Raw genomic sequence first — 16968 nt, 5'->3', positions numbered from 1 at the left:
TTCGCCTTGGCCAGCAGCGCATCGATCTGTTCTTTGAGTTCCAGCTCGGCTTTCTTCATCCGCTCGTAACTCATCGCCTTATGACGCGACGCATTGGCCTTGATCTTCGTGCCGTCAACGGCAATCGTCCCGAGCTTGACCAGTCCGCATTCCTTCGCCAGCTTCACCACTTGCACAAACAGCTCCGACAGTTCCTTCAAGTGAAAGGCGCGAAAGTCGCAAAGCGTGCGATGCGCCGGATAGTTGCCCGCGGCGAGGACCCGGAACGCGATATCTTCATGCAGCTTCCTGGCCAGCTTGCGCGACGAAAACACCCCGGTCGCATAGCCGTAGACGAGCACCTTCACCATCATCGCCGGATGAAAGGGTTGATTGCGCGGGCCGCCGCCCGCATACCGCGCATGGAAGCTTGACAGGTCGAGCGAATCCACCGTGTCGCTGATGTAATAAGCCAGGTGCCCTTCCGGCAGCCAGTCTTGCAGCGCGTGGGGCAGCAACATCTGCTGCTGCGGCTCGTATGGGAGATAACTTGTTGGCATCTGCTAACAACGTCTTCTCCGCTCGGCCGGATGACATCAGATTTCTGCCGCGCACGCTCCTAGGTCGTGGCGACACCGTAGAAGCGAATATGTATGCCTGGGTGTGTTTCGAGCAACGGCCCGACGCCGAGGGTTTCGGCACGCTGATGGAGGTGGCGCGAGTCACGCATAGCGTTGAGCAAGCACGCGAGCGAGCGTTCACTCCAACTTCGGGTGAGCCAGCGGGCAGGATTCACTTTACGCTGGCAGCCCGTCAGGCTCAGCCAGCGCGCGCGGTACGGCAGCAGGTGTGGGCGCAACGCGTCGCGTTGTCTGAAGCTGCAGGCGGCATGGTGAGCGCCACTTGCATCGTCGCCCGCGAGGTCGACCCGCCGGCAGGCGTCAAGCCGATTGAATGGCGACTGCTGAGTAATCGCGAGGTGAACGACCTTGACGCGCCGGCCCGCATGAATAGCGAAAGACAACAATTGACAAAACGAGACAAAGAAGAGGACTCCCCATGACGTTTTTTGCCGTTCCCCACGCATCGATCCAGCGCACGCAGCTCGCCGCGGTGGCCGCCTTGCTGGCGCTGTCCGCATTGAACGCCACCGCGGCGATCGTGCCGCCCGGTGTGACGCTCGCCGCGAAGCAGGAACTCGTGCGCAACAACGGCTCGGAAACCGAGACGCTGGACCCGGCGATGACGGAATCCGTGGGCGCCTACAACCTCACGAGCGATCTGTTCGAAAGCCTGACCGCCACCAACAACGACGGCGCGGTCGTGCCGGGCGTCGCGGAGAAGTGGGAGCAGAAGGATCCGGCGACCTGGATCTTCCATCTGCGCAAGAATGCGCGCTGGTCGAATGGCGATCCTGTCACCGCGAACGATTTCGTGTATGGCATCCAGCGTTTCGTCGACCCGAAAACGGCGTCCTCCTACGCAAACGTTTTCGGGGTGTTCCTGCTGAACGGCGCCGATGTCACCGCGGGCAAGAAGCCGGTCGGTGACATCGGCGTGCGCGCAATCGATGCGTCCACGGTCGAGGTCAAAACGTCCGGCCCGGTGCCGTTCCTCCCCGAACTGATGTCGAATCCGAATCTCGGGCCGGTGCATCGCGCGAGCGTCGAGAAATACGGCAAGAACTGGACGAAGCCCGGCAATCTCGTCAGCAACGGCCCGTTCCAGCTGAAGGACTGGCAGGTCAACAGCAAGATCGTGATGGTGAAGAACCCGAATTACTGGGACAAGGCGAACGTGCAGCTGACGCAGGTCACCTATTTGCCCGTCGAGGACGAGAACACCGACGTCAAGCTGTTCCAGTCCGGCGAGAACGACATGACGTACCAGATGCCGACCGGCACCTACGCGAAATACCGTCAGCAGTTCCCCAACGACGCGCGTAACTCGCTGATCCTCGGCACGCGCTACTACGGCTTCAACAACCGCGATCCGCTGCTGAAGGACGTGCGCGTGCGCAAGGCGCTTTCGATGGTCGTCGATCGCGATCTGCTCGCGCAGCGCGTGACCGCCGATGGTCAGATTCCGCTGTATTCCGTGCTGCCGAAGGGCGTGGTCGGCGCGGACGTGACGAACTACGAATGGGCCTCCTGGCCGATGGCGAAGCGCGTCGAGGAAGCGAAGAAGCTGCTGGAGCAGGCGGGCGTGAAGCCCGGCACCAAGCTTAGTTTCGCGATGAACACGAGCGACTACAACAAGAAGATGGCGATTTTCGTGGCGTCGGAATGGAAGTCGAAGCTCGGCCTCGCAACGGACATCGAGGCGATGGAGTTCAAGGTTCTGCTGAAGAAGCGCCACGCGGGCGACTATCAGATCGCGCGCAACGGCTGGGTGGCCGACTACAACGACGCGACGACCTTCCTGCAGCTCGTGCAATGCGGATCGGACCAGAACGACAACTTCAACTGCAACCGGAAGGCGGACGCGCTCATCAAGGAAGCCAGCCAGACCGTGGATCAGGGCAAGCGCACGCAACTGCAGACGCAGGCCGCGAAGATGATCATGGACGACTACCCGCTTCTCCCGCTGCTGCAATACGGTTTGCCGCGCCTCGTGAAGAGCTATGTGGGCGGCTATTCGCTGAAGAATCCGATGGATCGCTACCACAGCAAGGATCTCTACATCGTCAAGCACTGACATCACTGACCTAAGCGAGGGGAACGCTCATGTGGTCTTACACGTTGCGTCGCGTGCTGCTCACGCTGCCGACGCTGCTGATCGTCGTCACGGTCTGCTATCTGCTGCTGCACGCCACGCCGGGGGGGCCGTTCGACGGCGAGCGCGCGGTGTCCGCCGAAGTGCTCGCCAACATGCAGGCGAAGTACCACCTCGGCGAGCCGTTGTGGAAGCAATATCTGCTCTATCTCGACGGCCTCCTGCACGGCGATCTCGGCGCGTCGTTCCGCTATGCCGACTGGAGCGTGAACGACCTCGTGCTGCGTGCGCTGCCGGTGTCGCTCACGATCGGCGGCGTGTCGATGCTGCTCGCCATCGTGATCGGCGTCGCGCTCGGCATCGCGGCGGCGCTCTATCGCAACAGCGTCGCGGACTACGCGCTCATGCTCGTCAGCAACGCGGGCAACGTGTTTCCGTCGTTCGTGCTCGGGCCGGTGCTGATCCTCGTGTTCGCGATCCTGCTGAAGTGGCTGCCGGCGGGCGGCTGGAACGGCTTCCAGGTGCGCTACATGGTGCTGCCGGTCGTGCTGCTCGTGATGATCAACGTCGCGACGGTAGGGCGGGTGACGCGCGCGAGCCTGATCGAAGTGCTGAACACGAACTACATTCGCACCGCGCGCGCGAAGGGTTTGCCGATGCACACCATCATCCTGCGTCATGCGCTGAAGCCGACGCTGATTCCGGTCGTCTCGGTGATCGGTCCGCTCGCGATCTCGTCGATCACGGCGGCGGTCGTCACCGAGTCGGTGTTCTCGCTGCCGGGCATCGGCAAGCTGATCGTCAACGGCGCCGCGAACCGCGATTACACGCTCGTGCTCGGTCTCGTCGTGCTCGTGACGGTGGTCGCCGTGCTGCTCAACCTGCTGGTCGACCTCGCGTATGCGTGGCTCGATCCGAAAATCCGCTACTGAGAGGGCGCGCGATGAAATCTGCTTCCCTTGCACCCATGCTCGACAAGGCGGTCGCGGGCCGCAGCCCGTGGCAGGATGCGCGCGCGCGTTTCCTGCGCAACAAGGCGGCCGTCGTGAGCCTCGTCCTGCTCGTGCTGATCACGCTCGCATGCATCGTGGGGCCGTGGCTGTCGCCGAACGCGTTCGATTCCACCGACTGGAACGCCACCGGCGTGCCGCCCACGCTCGAGAACTGGCATCTCTTCGGCACCGACGACACCGGCCGCGATCTCTTCGTGCGCTGCCTGATCGGCGGGCGCGTGTCGCTGATGATCGGCGCGCTCGCCACGTTGACGTCCGTCACGCTCGGCATCCTGTGGGGCGCGATCGCGGGCTTCGTCGGCGGCCGCGTCGATAACGCGATGATGCGCATCGTCGACATGATGTACGCGATTCCGTACCTGCTCATCGCGATCCTGATGGTGACGCTGCTCGGACGCGAGTTCTATCTCGTCGTCGTCACCATCACCGTTTTCTCTTGGATGGACATGGCGCGCGTCGTGCGCGGCCAGACGCTCTCGATCCGCTCGAAGGAGTATGTCGAGGCGGCGCGCGCGATCGGCGTGCCGACCTCGCGCATCATCCTGCGGCACGTGGTGCCGAATCTGCTCGGCATCGTCGCGATCTATACGACCGTGACCGTGCCCGCCGTGATTCTCACGGAGTCGGTGCTGTCGTTTCTCGGCCTCGGCGTGCAGGAACCGATGACGAGCTGGGGCGTGCTGATCCAGGACGGCGTCGGCGTGATGGAATCGTCGCCGTGGATTCTGCTGTTCCCGGCGGCGCTTTTGTCGATCACGCTTTACTGCATCAACTTTGTCGGCGACGGGCTGCGCGACGCGCTCGATCCGAAGGACAGGTGAGCCATGCCGCTACTCGAAGTCAGGGACCTGCAGGTCGAATTCGCGACGCACGACGCCACCGTGCGCGCCGTCAACGGCGTCAACTTCACGCTTGAAGACGGCGAGACGCTCGGCATCGTCGGCGAATCGGGGTCGGGCAAGAGCCAGAGCGTGCTCGCCATGCTCGGGCTGCTCGCATCGAACGGGCGCGCGAGCGGCACGGCGCTGTATCGCGGCGAGAATCTCATCGGCATGCCGCATAAAGCGATGAATCGCATTCGCGGCAATCGCCTGTCGATGATCTTTCAGGACCCGATGAGCTCGCTCAATCCGTATCTGACGATCGAGCGGCAGATGACAGAAGTGCTGGAGCTGCACAAGAACGTCACGCGCCGCGAAGCGAAGAAGCGCGCGATCTCGATGCTCGAAGCCGTGCGTATTCCCGAGGCGGCGCATCGCATCGGGCAGTATCCGCATGAGCTGTCGGGCGGCATGCGCCAGCGTGTGATGATCGCGATGGCCTTGCTGTGCGAGCCCGAAGTGCTCTTCGCCGACGAGCCGACCACCGCGCTCGACGTCACCGTGCAGGCGCAGATCCTGCAACTGCTGCGCAATCTGCAGCACGACTTCGGCACGTCGATCGTGCTGATCACGCACGATCTCGGCGTCGTCGCCGGTCTCTGCGAGAAAGTGATGGTGATGTACGGCGGCCGCGTGATGGAGCAGTGCGACGCGGCCACGCTGTTCGCGAAGCCTTCGCATCCGTACACCATCGGGCTGCTGCGCGCGCTGCCGCGTCTCGATCACGACGGCGGCGAGCTCACCGGCATTCCCGGCAATCCGCCGAACATGGCGCATCCGCCGGCGGGCTGTCCGTTTCACGAGCGCTGCGCCGATGCGAGCGACCAGTGCGCGCACGAAGCGCCCGCGCTGCAGGCAGTACATGGCACGCATTGGCTGCGTGCATGCCATCGTCCCGTCGAGGCGATGAAAACCCGCTATCAGGAAACGAGCCATGTCTGACGCGACGATTCTCTCCGTGCGCGACATGCGCGTGCATTTTCAGGTGAAGCCGAAAAGCCGCCTGCCGTGGGCGCCGCGCCGCACGCTCAAGGCGGTCGACGGCGTCAGCTTCGATCTGAAGGCGGGCGAGACGCTCGGCGTCGTCGGCGAATCGGGATGCGGCAAGTCCACGTTGTCGCGCGCGATTCTGAATCTGATTCCCGCTACCGCCGGCGATATCGTGTGGATGGGCGCGAAGCTCTCGGGCGCGGGCAAGCGCGAATGGCATCGCGTGCGCGGCGACGTGCAGATGATCTTTCAGGACCCGCTGGCATCGCTCGATCCGCGCATGACGGTCGGGCAGATCATCGCGGAGCCGCTCGTCGAGCATCAGCCGGGCATGGCAAAACGCGACATCGAAGAACGCGTGCGCGCGATGATGGCCAAGGTCGGCCTGCGCGAACAGATGATCAACCGCTATCCGCACGAGTTCTCGGGCGGGCAGTGCCAGCGCATCGGCATTGCGCGGGCGCTGATCGTCGAGCCGAAACTCGTCATCTGCGACGAGCCGGTGTCCGCGCTCGACGTTTCCATTCAGGCGCAGATCGTCAATCTGCTCAAGTCGCTGCAGAAGGAGATGAAGCTCGCGCTCATTTTCATCGCGCACGATCTGGCCGTGGTGCGCCACATTTCCGATCGCGTGATGGTGATGTACCTCGGCCGCGTGATGGAGCTGGCGGAGAAGCACGCGCTCTACGACACGCCGCGCCACCCGTACACGCGCGCGCTGCTTTCCGCCGTGCCGGTGCCCGATCCGGCGGTGGAGCGCGGCAAGGTCGTGCAGATCCTGTCGGGCGATATCCCGAGCCCGATCGATCCGCCATCGGGCTGCGTCTTCCATACGCGCTGCCCGATGGCGCAGGCGCGCTGCTCGCGCGAAGTGCCCGTGTTGCGCGCGCTCGCAGCGGATGCGTCGGCGGCGTGCTTTTTTGCGTGAGCGGTAACACCTTCACGCCGATAACAAAATCAATGACATTCGAGGACACGACTCCCCCGCAATAAACACTGCCCGATGACCCAGGCGGCCCGCGCGCCGCCCGCCGTTTGCTCCATTCGCCACACCGCCTGTACACCTCGACGCGTGCGTCGCCAGGTGAGGCGTTTGGCAATCCTGAGTTTCGATCAAGCCGTCAGAAGTTGAATCAAAATTGGAGATACTTTTTCGTGAAAAAACAAAAACATTCACTCGCGCTATCGATTTTGCTGTTCAGCGGTTTCATGGCCGCCACGTTCGCCGCGCACGCCGATGAAACCGATGCACAGCCGCCCTCGCGTCATACCGAGGCGCCGCCGAACTCGCCGCCGAACACCGAAGCGGACGCGCCGGTGAGCAGCCAGGCGAAGTCGAAGGGGTTCATCGAGGATTCGCATGTGAATCTGCTGCTGCGTTCCTTCACCGAGCACGACGAGTTCAAGGGCGCGGGCAAGAAGGACGCGTGGGTGCTGGGCGCGCAGGCGGTGTTCGAATCGGGCTATACGAAAGGACTGATCGGGCTGGGCGGGGACGTGTCGCTGTTCGGTGCGTTCAAGCTGAACGGCGGCGTCGGCGCGGGCAATCGCGTGCACGTCGGCACGGACGGCGGTGGATCGAATCAGCTCGCATGGGCGTATCCCGGCGTGTGGGATGTGAAGGCGCGCGTGTCGAACACGGTGCTCAAGTACGGTCAGCAGCTCTTCGACAATCCGTTCCTCGTGCCGCACGACAACCGCGCATTGCCGCCCACATTCCGCGGCTTCTCGCTCGCGAGCGACGAAATCAAGAACCTGACGCTGAAGGCCGGCACCGTGGACGGCGTGATCGCGCGCGGCATGACGACCGTTACCGGTCTCACTACGGAATACGGCGGCACGCACGTCTCGCAGTTCACCTACTTCGGCGGCGACTGGACGCGCGGCGGCGATACGGCCGTGTCGCTCTATGGCAGCGTCGCGAACAACGTGTGGCAGCAGTGGTACCTGACGGCGACGCAGAGCATCGGCGATCCGAAGTCCGTTCGCTGGACCGGCGCGTTGAACTACTACTACACGGGCGCGATCGGCGACAAGCGGCAGGGCTCGATCAGCAACAACGCGTACTCGCTCGCGCTCGCCGGCACGCATGGCGCGCATACGGTGCAGTTCGCGTTCCAGCAGATCGTGAGCGATCAGACCTTCGACTACATGGGCCAGTCGGCGGGCGACTATCTGTCGAACTCGCTCGATGTCGACTACAACCAGCCGCACGAAAAATCCGTGAGCCTGTCGTACACGCTCAACATGAAGGACTACGGCGTGCCGGGCCTCAAGCTGACGATGTGGAGTGCCTACGGTTGGGGCGCCGATGGCAGCGCGATGGCATACGGCGGCAGCTCGCAGGCAGGGCATTACTGGTCGGGCGGCGCGGTGGGCGCAGGCCAGCCGATCGGCGGCACGCACTACGAATTAGGCGTGATCCCGAGCTACACGGTGCCGGACGGCAAGTTCAAGAACACGTCGGTCAAGTTCTACTACATGCATCATCACAGCAACAGCGCGTACTATCCGGATGGTTCGAGCGATGTGTACCGCCTGATGGTCAACGTGCCCGTAAACGTCTTCTAAATGCTGTCGAAGACGCCGCAGCGTAAACCCTACAAAAATACTCATTTACATTACGTTTAACTTTCATTTATAAAGAGAGTGCGTGCTGCGGATTGCCATGTCTCGCCCACGCTCATCGCCCGGCAGGCCTGTCTCTGCCGGGCTTTTTTTTGCCTGCTCGCCGAGCGCACTGAAGCTTTCATGCGCTTACGAACGCGCATTTCCTAAGTGAAAACCCTGCGCCAGCTTTCGCTTGACTTACTTGATATATCACATATTGTGTATATCGACGACGCATGACAACCGTCGCAGGAGGCGCCGTTCGGCGTCCGCATACACAAGGCAAAGTTGCCAAGGAGACAGGCATGGGAATGAACCAGAGTGACCGCCAGGAAGGAGCGTCGCGTCTAGCGTCGCCGTGGGTGCAGTTGGTTTTCGGCGTGATTTGCATGGCGATGATCGCCAACATGCAGTACGGCTGGACACTCTTCGTCAATCCGATCGACGAGAAGTATCACTGGGGCCGGGCGGCGATCCAGGTGGCGTTCACGATCTTCGTCGTGACGGAAACATGGCTCGTGCCGATCGAAGGCTATCTCGTCGACAAGTACGGACCACGTCCCGTCGTGGTCGGCGGCGGTCTTCTGTGCGCGATCGCGTGGGCGCTCAACTCGGTGGCATCGTCGCTGCCGCTCCTTTACTTCGCGGCGGCGGTCGGCGGCGTGGGCGCGGGCGCGGTGTACGGCACCTGCGTCGGCAACGCGCTCAAGTGGTTCCCGGCGCGCCGCGGACTGGCTGCGGGCATCACGGCGGCGGGCTTCGGGATGGGTTCCGCCGCGACCGTCGTGCCGATCGCGCACATGATCAAGTCGAGCGGCTACGAAGCGACCTTCCTGTGGTTCGGCCTCGGCCAGGGGCTCATCGTGTTCCTGCTCGGCATGGCGCTCTATGCGCCGCCCGCGCAGATGATCGCGTCGGTGAAGAGCACGGTGAAGGCCGCGGTCTACAACGCGAGCCCGAAGCAGGTGCTGCAGTCGCCGATCTTCTGGGTCATGTACCTGATGTTCGTGATGATGGCCGCCGGCGGCCTGATGGCGACCGCGCAGCTCGGCCCGATCGCGAAGGACTTCGGCCTGCACGACTCGCCCGTGTCGATCCTCGGTCTGACGCTGCCCGCGCTGACCTTCGCGCTCACGATCGACCGCGTGCTCAACGGCCTGACGCGGCCGTTCTTCGGCTGGGTATCGGATCGCATCGGGCGGGAGAACACGATGTTCCTCGCCTTCGCGATCGAAGCGGTGGGCATCGTCGCGTTGTCGAAGTACGGGCATAGCCCGGTGGCGTTCGTCGTGCTGACGGGCATCGTGTTCTTCGCGTGGGGCGAAATCTATAGCCTGTTCCCGGCGACGTGCGGCGATACCTTCGGTCCGAAGTTCGCGGCGACCAACGCGGGTCTGCTCTATACGGCGAAGGGCACGGCCGCGCTGCTGGTGCCGTTCTCGAGCGTCATCACGACGATGACCGGAAGCTGGCACGCGGTCTTCATGCTCGCGGCGGGCATGGCGGCGATATCGGCGCTGCTTGCGATCTTCGTGCTGAAGCCGATGCGCAATGCACATTCGCAGAAGCACGCGCGCAGTGCATCGCTGGACATGCCGTACACGCCCCTGAAGGAATGATGTCCGCGGCGTGATACGGGCAGGGCGGGCGACCCGGCGTGTCGCCCGTTTCTAGTTGTCGAGCTTGCGCTTGTCCGCTGTTTGCGACTGATGATGCGGCATGTGGGCCGCATCGCGGATGCGCGTTTTGTCGTGCCGCCGGCAGGTGGTCTCCTCGCTCCGTTATCCCGCGATTTCCCCGTGATTCGAGCGATCCCCGCTACGGCGACGCGCGAAACGAAAGCAGATGACGCCTCGGATTGGACGCGCCGCGCTCGTGGTCGACATACGCGAGGCGCGGCACGTATGCATCGATGCGGGCGGTCCACGCCCGCAATGCCAGCGCGGACGCCGGCGTGACAAGAGCGAGAAGTGCCAGACCCAGATAAGCGTTCATGCCTGTCTCCATCCGATGCCGGTCCGATGCTGCCGCCGACGCTTGCTCAATGAACGTAGTGTCGTCGTTAGCGGTGGACGGGCAAACCCGGCTCGCGCGGGGACGGCGCGATCATTCAGGAGATAGACGAAGCGAGCCCCGCATGCGGAGGGACGAACGCTCAGAAGCGCGTGCCTAGGCCGCAGCCGGAAAGGGCAAGGAACGCGGCCACGAGAACAGCGAAAGCAAACGGAGATACTTGACCACACCCGCGCTGATGTCAAAAAAAAGTCGCCGCCTCAGCCCGGCTTGCCATCCTCGCGCGGCCTGACGAGCGGCGCCGCGTATGCCGCGACATACAGCGCGAACGCGAGCGCCCAGCAGATGCCCGCGGCGAAGATCCACGTCGTATGCCATGAGGGCGCGGCGAGCGGTCCGACCACGCGCAGCGCGCCCGCCGCCAGCACGAGCGCGTAGCACGCGACATCGCGCTTGTCCGCGACGAGCGGCCGGCCCGTATGCCCGCGCGCGGTGCGCGTGATCATCGCGATGATCGCGCCGCCGATCGCGCCGGTCGCGAACGCATGCATCGCGAGGCTGTGCGGCACGCGCGTCCATCCGAGCGCGGACAGCGCGAGCAGCGCGAAACCGATCGGCAGCCACGCGTAGGCGAGATGCAGGATCGCGAGAATCGGCCGGCCGCGCACCGCGTAGGAGCGCCAGCCGATCATCCGCGCGAGATGCACGCCGCACGCGAGTAAGGCGAGCGGCGCGACGATCGCGCCATCGAGCGCGAAGGCGTCCGCGAAGAACGCCGCGAGCGTGAGCGGCGCGATCGTCGCTTCGACGAAGCGCCAGCGCCGCGCGACGAAGCCGGGAATCGCGTTGGCGGTGAACATCGGGATCACGCGTCCGCCGATCACGCTGACGAGCAGCACGACGATGCCCGCCGATGCGTACACGGCGCGCATCGCGAGGTCGGGGCGCGCGTCGATCGACAAGGCGTGGAACGCGGCGTTCAGCGCGCCGAACGCGAGCAGCACGACCGCGATGAAGTAGTTGCGCCGGTTGCCCGCTTTCACGAGCACGCGCAGCAGCAACAGCGCGGCGACCGGCAGGAACGCGCTGTCGACGAGCGCGGCGGGCAAGGCCGGGCCGCTCCACGCGAGCACGCGCCCGGCGAGCCAGAGGAGCGCGAGCGCGGCGAGCGTCGCGCCTTTGGCCGTGTCGCGCCCGGTCCACGCGCGCACGGCGGTCAGCAGGAAGCCGACGACGATCGCCGCCGCGAAGCCGAACACCATTTCGTGCGCGTGCCAGCCGACCGGGTCCGCGCGCAGCAGATAGCCGCCGCGAACCGGCACGCCCGACAGCACGAGCATCCACACGATCAGCGCGAGCGCGCCGAACGCCGCGCCGCACAGATAGAACGGCCTGAAGCCGAGATTGAGCAGGGCGAAGCGCCGCCGATGCTTCGGTTCGCGCCTCTCTGGCGCAGCGACGAAAACGGCGTTGGGTTCTGCGATCTTCATGACATCCTCACGATGAAACCGTCGTGCGCGCGAGCGCAAGGAGCGCAAGCGGGCGCACGCACGAGTAACCGATAAACAGATTCGCGCCGACGAACATCGGCGGCGCGAGCTTCACGCGCGCGCGCGTTCCCGACGGCACGCCGAAGCCGTGCGCCCGCCGCGAACAGGCCGGACACCATGCCGAAGAGCGAAGCGGGACGTGGGCGCGGTTCACGGTTTCATCGCCTCGATCAGCGGGGAATCGGCTGCTTGACCGGATCGTTCTCGCCGACGATCGCGAATACCAGCAGCTTCGCCGGCTTCGTCGCGCTCGCGTTCTTCGACACGACGTGATGCGCGCCCGGCGGCTCATACCACGATTCGCCCGGCCCGTAGGTCTTCGCGGCCGAGCCTTCGAGCTGCGAAGTCACATGCCCCTCGAGCACATACGCGAAGATCGACCCCGGATGCATGTGCGCTTCGGACGCCTGCCCCGGCTTGTACGCGACCGTCGCCATCAGCACGTTCCTGCCGGCTGCTTCGGGTATGGCCTGCTTCATCAGCGGCGCGACGACTTCCGCGCCCTTCGTGTCGTGCGCCGAGGCATGCGCCGCCCCGAAGGCCAGCGCGGCCGCCACGACGACAATGCTGCGAATGCTCATGTCGATGTCCTCACGCGGGCGTCTTGCGGAACGCGATCGCGAAGCGGTTCCAGCTGTTGATCGCGGACACGAGCAGCGTCAGATCGACGATTTCCTCGTCGCTGAAGTGCGGCTTCACGGCCTCCCATACGGCATCGGGCACGTGCTCTTGCGATATCAGCGTCAACGCCTCGGTCCATTCCAGCGCGGCGCGTTCGCGGTCGGTGAAGAACGGCGTTTCGCGCCACACGACCACCGTCGCGAGACGCCGGTCCGTTTCGCCGCCCTTGCGCGCATCGGTCGTGTGCATGTCGACGCAGAACGCACAGCCGTTGATCTGCGAGGCGCGCAGGCGCACCAGCTCGGTCAGCGATTTTTCGAGCGCCGATTTGCCGATGCGCTCTTCGACGCCGACGAGCGCCTTGATCGCGGCGGGGCTGGCCTTGTAGAAGTCGAGACGTTGTTCCATCGAAGTATCCTCTTTGCCTGGTTTCGGAAGGTGCGCCACATCGGCGCGGCAAGAGAAGAGTAGGCCTCGGGGCGGTTATATGAAATGACCGATTTTCAGAGATTTCGGGTGACCAGTAACGCTGCGAGCACACAAAAAAAACCCGCGGACGAATGCGCCGCGGGTCGAGAGGGCGCAATGTTTCGCGCGAAAATCAGTCGAGCGCGGCGGCCGGGCCGAAGAACTCGTAGCGGCTCTGCGCCTCGGGCACGCCGAGCGCCTTCAGATGCTTCTTCACGGCCTTCATGAACGCCTTCGGTCCGAGGAAGTACGCATCGACATCGCGGTTCTTCGGCAGCCAGGTGTCGAGCAGCTTTTCGTCGACGAAGCCGATGCCATGCGCTTCATGATCGCCGTCGCGCTTGTGCTCGTAGCAGTAGAAACGCTTCAGTTGCGGATGACGCGCCGCCAGATCCTCGATGACCGCACGGAACGCATGCACGCCGCCATGCCGCGCCGAGTGGATGAAGTGGACCGGGCGCTTCGTTTCGAGCGCGGACTGCAGCATCGCGAGCGTGGGCGTGATGCCGACGCCGCCGCTGATCAGCACGAGCGGCTTGTCGCTTCGTTCGAGCTTGAAATCGCCGGCGGGCGGATAGAGATCCAGCACGTCGTTTTTGCGCACGTTCTCATGCAGGAAGTTCGACACCTTGCCGTTCGCCTCGCGCTTCACGCTGATGCGATATTCGCGGCCATTGGGCGCGGCGGAGAGCGAGTAATTGCGGCGCAGCTCCTCGCCGTCGATGAACATGCGCAGGCCGATGTACTGGCCCGGATGGAAGTCGAGCAGGGCGGCGCCGTCCTCGGGCACGAGGTAGAACGACGTGATTTCATCGCTCTCCTTTTCCTTGCGCGCGACGACGAAGCGCCGCGTGCCGCGCCAGCCGCCCGGCGCCTTTTCGCGCTCGCTGTAGATGCCTTCCTCGAGCCCGATCAGCAGATCGGCGAGCTGCCCGTAAGCGGCGGCCCACGCGTCGATGACCGCGTCGGTGGCGATCTCCTCGCCGAGCACTTCGCGGATCGACTGGAGCAGGCAGGTACCGACGATCGGATAATGCTCCGGCTGGATATTGAGCGCGACGTGCTTGTTGATGATCTGCCCGACGAGGCCGCCGAGCTTCTCCAGTTCGTCGATGTGCCGTGCGTACATCAGCACGCCGTTGGCGAGCGCGCGTTGCTGCGCGCCGCTCGCCTGGTGCGCCTGGTTGAACATCGCGCGCACTTCCGGATACTCGGTGAACATCTTGTTGTAGAAGTGCCGGGTGAGCGCCTCACCGCCGCTTTCGAGAAGAGGGACGGTTGCCTTGACGATGGCACGGTGTTCTGCTGACAGCATTCTTCGGTTCCTCGTGTGATGAAGGCGGAAGCGGGGCGCTTCCGCATCGAAAATCTTCGGCATAATCTTATACACGAACTGTGCCAGAGTAGAATCGTCGATAAATCAATCGTTTAATGTCCATCATGGTCGATTCGACTCTAGTCCAAAAGACTGCAGAAGTAGTCGCAATGACTTCACGGGTGCTGCTCGATGCCCTCGTTCCGCTGATCGAGGACCTGTCGAGCGAGATGCCCGACACCGAGCGCTACCGGCGTCTGCTGCACACGTTGCGCGCGCTGTTTCCGAGCGACGCCACCGCGCTCCTTCGGCTCGATGGCGACACGCTCGTGCCGCTCGCCATCGACGGACTGTCGGGCGACACGCTCGGCCGGCGCTTTCGCGTGAGCGAGCATCCGCGGTTCGCGCGCATCCTCGCGCGCGAGGCGCCGACGCGCTTCGCCGCGGGCTCCGATCTGCCCGATCCCTACGACGGCCTCGTGAAAGGCGTGAGCGGCCACCTGGAAGTGCACGATTGCCTCGGCTGCCCGCTCATCATCAAAGGGCACGCGTGGGGATTGCTCACGCTCGATGCGCTCGATCCCGCGCGCTTCGACGGCATCGACATGGCCTCGCTGCAGGCGTTTCTCAGTCTCGCGGCGGCGACCGTGAGCGTGTCGGAGCGCATCGATACGCTGGCGCGAACCAGCGAGGCCGAGCGCCAGCGCGCGGAGGTGTACCGGCAGGCGAGCGGGCCGCGCCGGCGCGAGATGATCGGCAGCAGCGGGCCGCACAATCGCCTGCAGGAAGAAATCGCGATCGTCGCGTCGAGCGATCTGACGGTGCTCATTACCGGCGAGACGGGCGTCGGCAAGGAACTGGTCGCGAGCGAAATCCACGCGCTGTCGCCGCGTGCCGACAAGCCGCTCGTCAGCCTCAACTGCGCGGCGCTGCCGGATACGCTCGTCGAAAGCGAGCTGTTCGGGCACGTGCGCGGCGCGTTCTCGGGCGCGTCGTCGGACCGGCGCGGCAAGTTCGAGCTCGCCGACGGCGGCACGCTCTTTCTCGACGAAGTGGGCGAACTGCCGCTGCCCGTGCAGGCGAAGCTGCTGCGCGTGCTGCAGAACGGCCAGTTGCAGCGCATCGGCTCGGACAGCGAACACAAGGTCGATGTGCGCCTGATCGCCGCGACCAATCGCGATCTCGCCGAGGAAGTGCGGGAAGGGCGCTTCCGCGCGGATTTTTATCACCGGCTGTCGGTGTATCCGCTCGTCGTGCCGCCGCTGCGCGAGCGCGGGCGCGACGTGCTCCTGCTCGCGGGCTACTTTCTCGAAGAGAACCGCTCGCGTCTCGGCCTGCTGAGCCTGCGTCTTTCCGCCGACGCGCAGGCCGCGCTGCTCGCGTATCGCTGGCCCGGCAATGTGCGCGAGCTGGAGCATCTCGTCGGGCGCAGCGCGCTCAAGGCGCTCGCGGCGCATCGGGAGCGGCCGCGCATCCTCACGCTGACGGCCGCCGATCTGACGCTCGCCGGCGACGGCGCCACCGCGCCGGACACTCCGCCGACGATGCCATCGCCCGCGCCGGGCGCGGACTTTCGCGACGCGGTGACGGTCTACGAGCGCACGCTCATCCTCGACGCGCTCAAGCGTCACGACCAGAACTGGGCATCGGCCGCGCGCGAGCTCGGCATGGATCGCGCGAATCTCAATCGCCTGGCGAAGCGCCTCGGTCTCAAATGACCGGTCCGCGCGGCGCCGCCAGCGCACCGCGTATCTCGAAATGATCCGCGTGATGGCGCAGACCAACCATCCATGGTCCACAGGCGGCTGCCATAAGGCAATTGCTCATCTCAAAAAGATGCGATTCATTGTTCGAGCGCAAAAAACACTCAGGGGTGTCATACGCATCGATGTCACGCATTGAGACAATCTCGAGACTGGGAAAAACGGGCTGTCTCTTCTAAGATCAGAAAAGCAATCGCAACCCATCGGCGGCAAGACCATTGCAGTGCCATGAAGAACCGCGTCGGACACGCGCAGTACGCGTCCGGTAGATCGAACAACGGCAAATCGAATCGGGGGTTACGTGCGAAACGTGGCAAAGCGCAGTGCTTTCGTGTTGTCCGCGCTCTTCGCCTTTTTCAGCATCGCGGCGTTCGCGGCCGACGCCCCGAAGGAAGTCCCCTCGGGGGGCGCCTCGCTCGAACGCGCGCCGGATACGATGCAGGCCCGCGTGATGGGCTGCGCGGCCTGCCATGGCCCGCACGGCGAGGGCACCGACAACGACTACTTCCCGCGCCTGTCGGGCAAGCCCGCCGGCTATCTGTACAACCAGCTGCTCGCCTTCCGCGACGGCCGGCGCAAGTATCCGCCGATGAACTACCTGCTCGCGTATCTGCCCGACGCGTATCTGAAGCAGATCGCCGACTATTTCGCGAGCGAGCGTCCGCCATTCCCGCCACCCGCCGCCGTCACCGTCGATGCGAAGACGCTCGATCTCGGCAAGACGCTCGTCACGAAGGGCGATGCGTCGCGCAAGGTGCCTGCCTGCGTGAGCTGCCACGGCGCGGCGATGACCGGCATGGAGCCCGCCATTCCCGGCCTTCTTGGCCTGCACGCTGACTATCTCAGCGCGCAGCTCGGCGCGTGGCGCTACGGCACGCGCTCGACCGTCGCGCCCGATTGCATGGGGCAGGTTGCGAAGCTGCTTTCGGAGCGCGATATCACCGCGATCGCCGCCTATCTCGCGTCGCTGCCCGCGCCGGCCAATCCGGTGCCGGTCGCGGCCGGTTCAATCAGGATGCCGCTCCAATGCGGCAGCGTTCACAACTAACC

Annotated in this window: 17 protein-coding genes and 1 pseudogene; 10 read left to right on the top strand and 8 right to left on the bottom strand. The window is 64.6% G+C overall.

What is annotated here, in order from left to right:
- A partial coding sequence (locus AWB78_RS11100) for a transposase (RefSeq protein ID WP_198399248.1) occupies nucleotides 1-539 on the bottom strand: 539 nt, incomplete at its 3' end.
- 209 nt (nucleotides 540-748) lie between these two features.
- Between AWB78_RS11100 and AWB78_RS11095 the strand changes: the two are divergent.
- From AWB78_RS11095 to oxlT, 8 genes and pseudogenes are all read left to right on the top strand, one after another.
- Nucleotides 749-958: pseudogene (locus tag AWB78_RS11095) on the top strand (IS4 family transposase); the annotation flags it as partial.
- An 80-nt stretch (nucleotides 959-1038) separates the two neighbouring features.
- Entirely contained in the window at nucleotides 1039-2676 is a 1638-nt protein-coding gene (locus AWB78_RS11090) for a peptide ABC transporter substrate-binding protein (protein ID WP_062604615.1), read from the top strand.
- A gap of 29 nt (nucleotides 2677-2705) precedes the next feature.
- On the top strand, nucleotides 2706-3626 hold the full coding sequence (gene oppB, locus AWB78_RS11085; RefSeq protein ID WP_062604614.1) for an oligopeptide ABC transporter permease OppB: 921 nt from the start codon (nucleotides 2706-2708) through the stop codon (nucleotides 3624-3626).
- Nucleotides 3627-3637: 11 nt separating this feature from the next.
- Entirely contained in the window at nucleotides 3638-4528 is an 891-nt protein-coding gene (locus AWB78_RS11080; RefSeq protein WP_062604613.1) for an ABC transporter permease subunit, read from the top strand.
- A gap of 3 nt (nucleotides 4529-4531) precedes the next feature.
- Nucleotides 4532-5530 (top strand): ABC transporter ATP-binding protein, encoded by a 999-nt coding sequence (locus AWB78_RS11075; RefSeq protein ID WP_062604612.1) that lies wholly within the window; start codon nucleotides 4532-4534, stop codon nucleotides 5528-5530.
- Entirely contained in the window at nucleotides 5523-6506 is a 984-nt protein-coding gene (gene oppF, locus AWB78_RS11070) for a murein tripeptide/oligopeptide ABC transporter ATP binding protein OppF (RefSeq protein WP_062604611.1), read from the top strand. Before AWB78_RS11075 ends, oppF begins: the two co-directional genes overlap by 8 nt.
- Before the next feature lie 281 nt (nucleotides 6507-6787).
- Complete coding sequence (locus AWB78_RS11065; RefSeq protein ID WP_074173422.1) at nucleotides 6788-8149, top strand: OprD family outer membrane porin; 1362 nt, start codon at nucleotides 6788-6790, stop codon at nucleotides 8147-8149.
- Between the two features lie 344 nt (nucleotides 8150-8493).
- On the top strand, nucleotides 8494-9807 hold the full coding sequence (oxlT, locus tag AWB78_RS11060; protein ID WP_062604609.1) for an oxalate/formate MFS antiporter: 1314 nt from the start codon (nucleotides 8494-8496) through the stop codon (nucleotides 9805-9807).
- 199 nt (nucleotides 9808-10006) lie between these two features.
- Here the strand turns inward: oxlT and AWB78_RS46435 are convergent, their stop codons facing one another.
- The 6 genes from AWB78_RS46435 to hmpA all read right to left on the bottom strand — a co-directional run bounded on the left by AWB78_RS46435 (nucleotide 10007) and on the right by hmpA (nucleotide 14155).
- A complete protein-coding gene (locus AWB78_RS46435; RefSeq protein ID WP_157697456.1) occupies nucleotides 10007-10183 on the bottom strand; it encodes a hypothetical protein in 177 nt (58 codons plus the stop codon).
- A 278-nt stretch (nucleotides 10184-10461) separates the two neighbouring features.
- On the bottom strand, nucleotides 10462-11691 hold the full coding sequence (locus AWB78_RS11055; RefSeq protein WP_062604608.1) for an NnrS family protein: 1230 nt from the start codon (nucleotides 11689-11691) through the stop codon (nucleotides 10462-10464).
- 7 nt (nucleotides 11692-11698) lie between these two features.
- Nucleotides 11699-11905 carry a hypothetical protein gene (locus AWB78_RS46430; protein WP_157697455.1) on the bottom strand — a complete coding sequence of 69 codons (207 nt, stop codon included), beginning with the start codon at nucleotides 11903-11905 and terminating at the stop codon, nucleotides 11699-11701.
- Nucleotides 11906-11921: 16 nt separating this feature from the next.
- A complete protein-coding gene (locus tag AWB78_RS11050; RefSeq protein ID WP_062604607.1) occupies nucleotides 11922-12332 on the bottom strand; it encodes a cupin domain-containing protein in 411 nt (136 codons plus the stop codon).
- A gap of 10 nt (nucleotides 12333-12342) precedes the next feature.
- The gene (locus tag AWB78_RS11045) at nucleotides 12343-12780 is read right to left on the bottom strand and encodes a carboxymuconolactone decarboxylase family protein (RefSeq protein WP_062604606.1); all 438 of its coding nucleotides are present in this window, start codon (nucleotides 12778-12780) and stop codon (nucleotides 12343-12345) included.
- Between the two features lie 193 nt (nucleotides 12781-12973).
- Entirely contained in the window at nucleotides 12974-14155 is a 1182-nt protein-coding gene (hmpA, locus tag AWB78_RS11040; protein ID WP_062604630.1) for an NO-inducible flavohemoprotein, read from the bottom strand.
- A gap of 125 nt (nucleotides 14156-14280) precedes the next feature.
- Here hmpA and norR point away from each other — a divergent pair, with 125 nt between their 5' ends.
- Nucleotides 14281-15873 carry a nitric oxide reductase transcriptional regulator NorR gene (gene norR / locus AWB78_RS11035; protein WP_062604629.1) on the top strand — a complete coding sequence of 531 codons (1593 nt, stop codon included), beginning with the start codon at nucleotides 14281-14283 and terminating at the stop codon, nucleotides 15871-15873.
- Here norR and AWB78_RS46425 read toward each other — a convergent pair.
- Entirely contained in the window at nucleotides 15866-16054 is a 189-nt protein-coding gene (locus tag AWB78_RS46425) for a hypothetical protein (RefSeq protein ID WP_157697454.1), read from the bottom strand. The two genes, norR and AWB78_RS46425, sit on opposite strands and share 8 nt — an antisense overlap.
- A gap of 225 nt (nucleotides 16055-16279) precedes the next feature.
- Between AWB78_RS46425 and AWB78_RS11030 the strand changes: the two genes are divergently transcribed.
- The gene (locus tag AWB78_RS11030) at nucleotides 16280-16966 is read left to right on the top strand and encodes a c-type cytochrome (RefSeq protein ID WP_062604628.1); all 687 of its coding nucleotides are present in this window, start codon (nucleotides 16280-16282) and stop codon (nucleotides 16964-16966) included.
- Nucleotides 16967-16968 lie beyond the last annotated feature (2 nt).

The organism is Caballeronia calidae, assembly GCF_900044055.2.
Lineage (GTDB): Bacteria > Pseudomonadota > Gammaproteobacteria > Burkholderiales > Burkholderiaceae > Caballeronia > Caballeronia calidae.
Note: the sequence above shows the minus strand (reverse complement) of the source record. Positions and strands in the feature narration are given on the sequence as shown.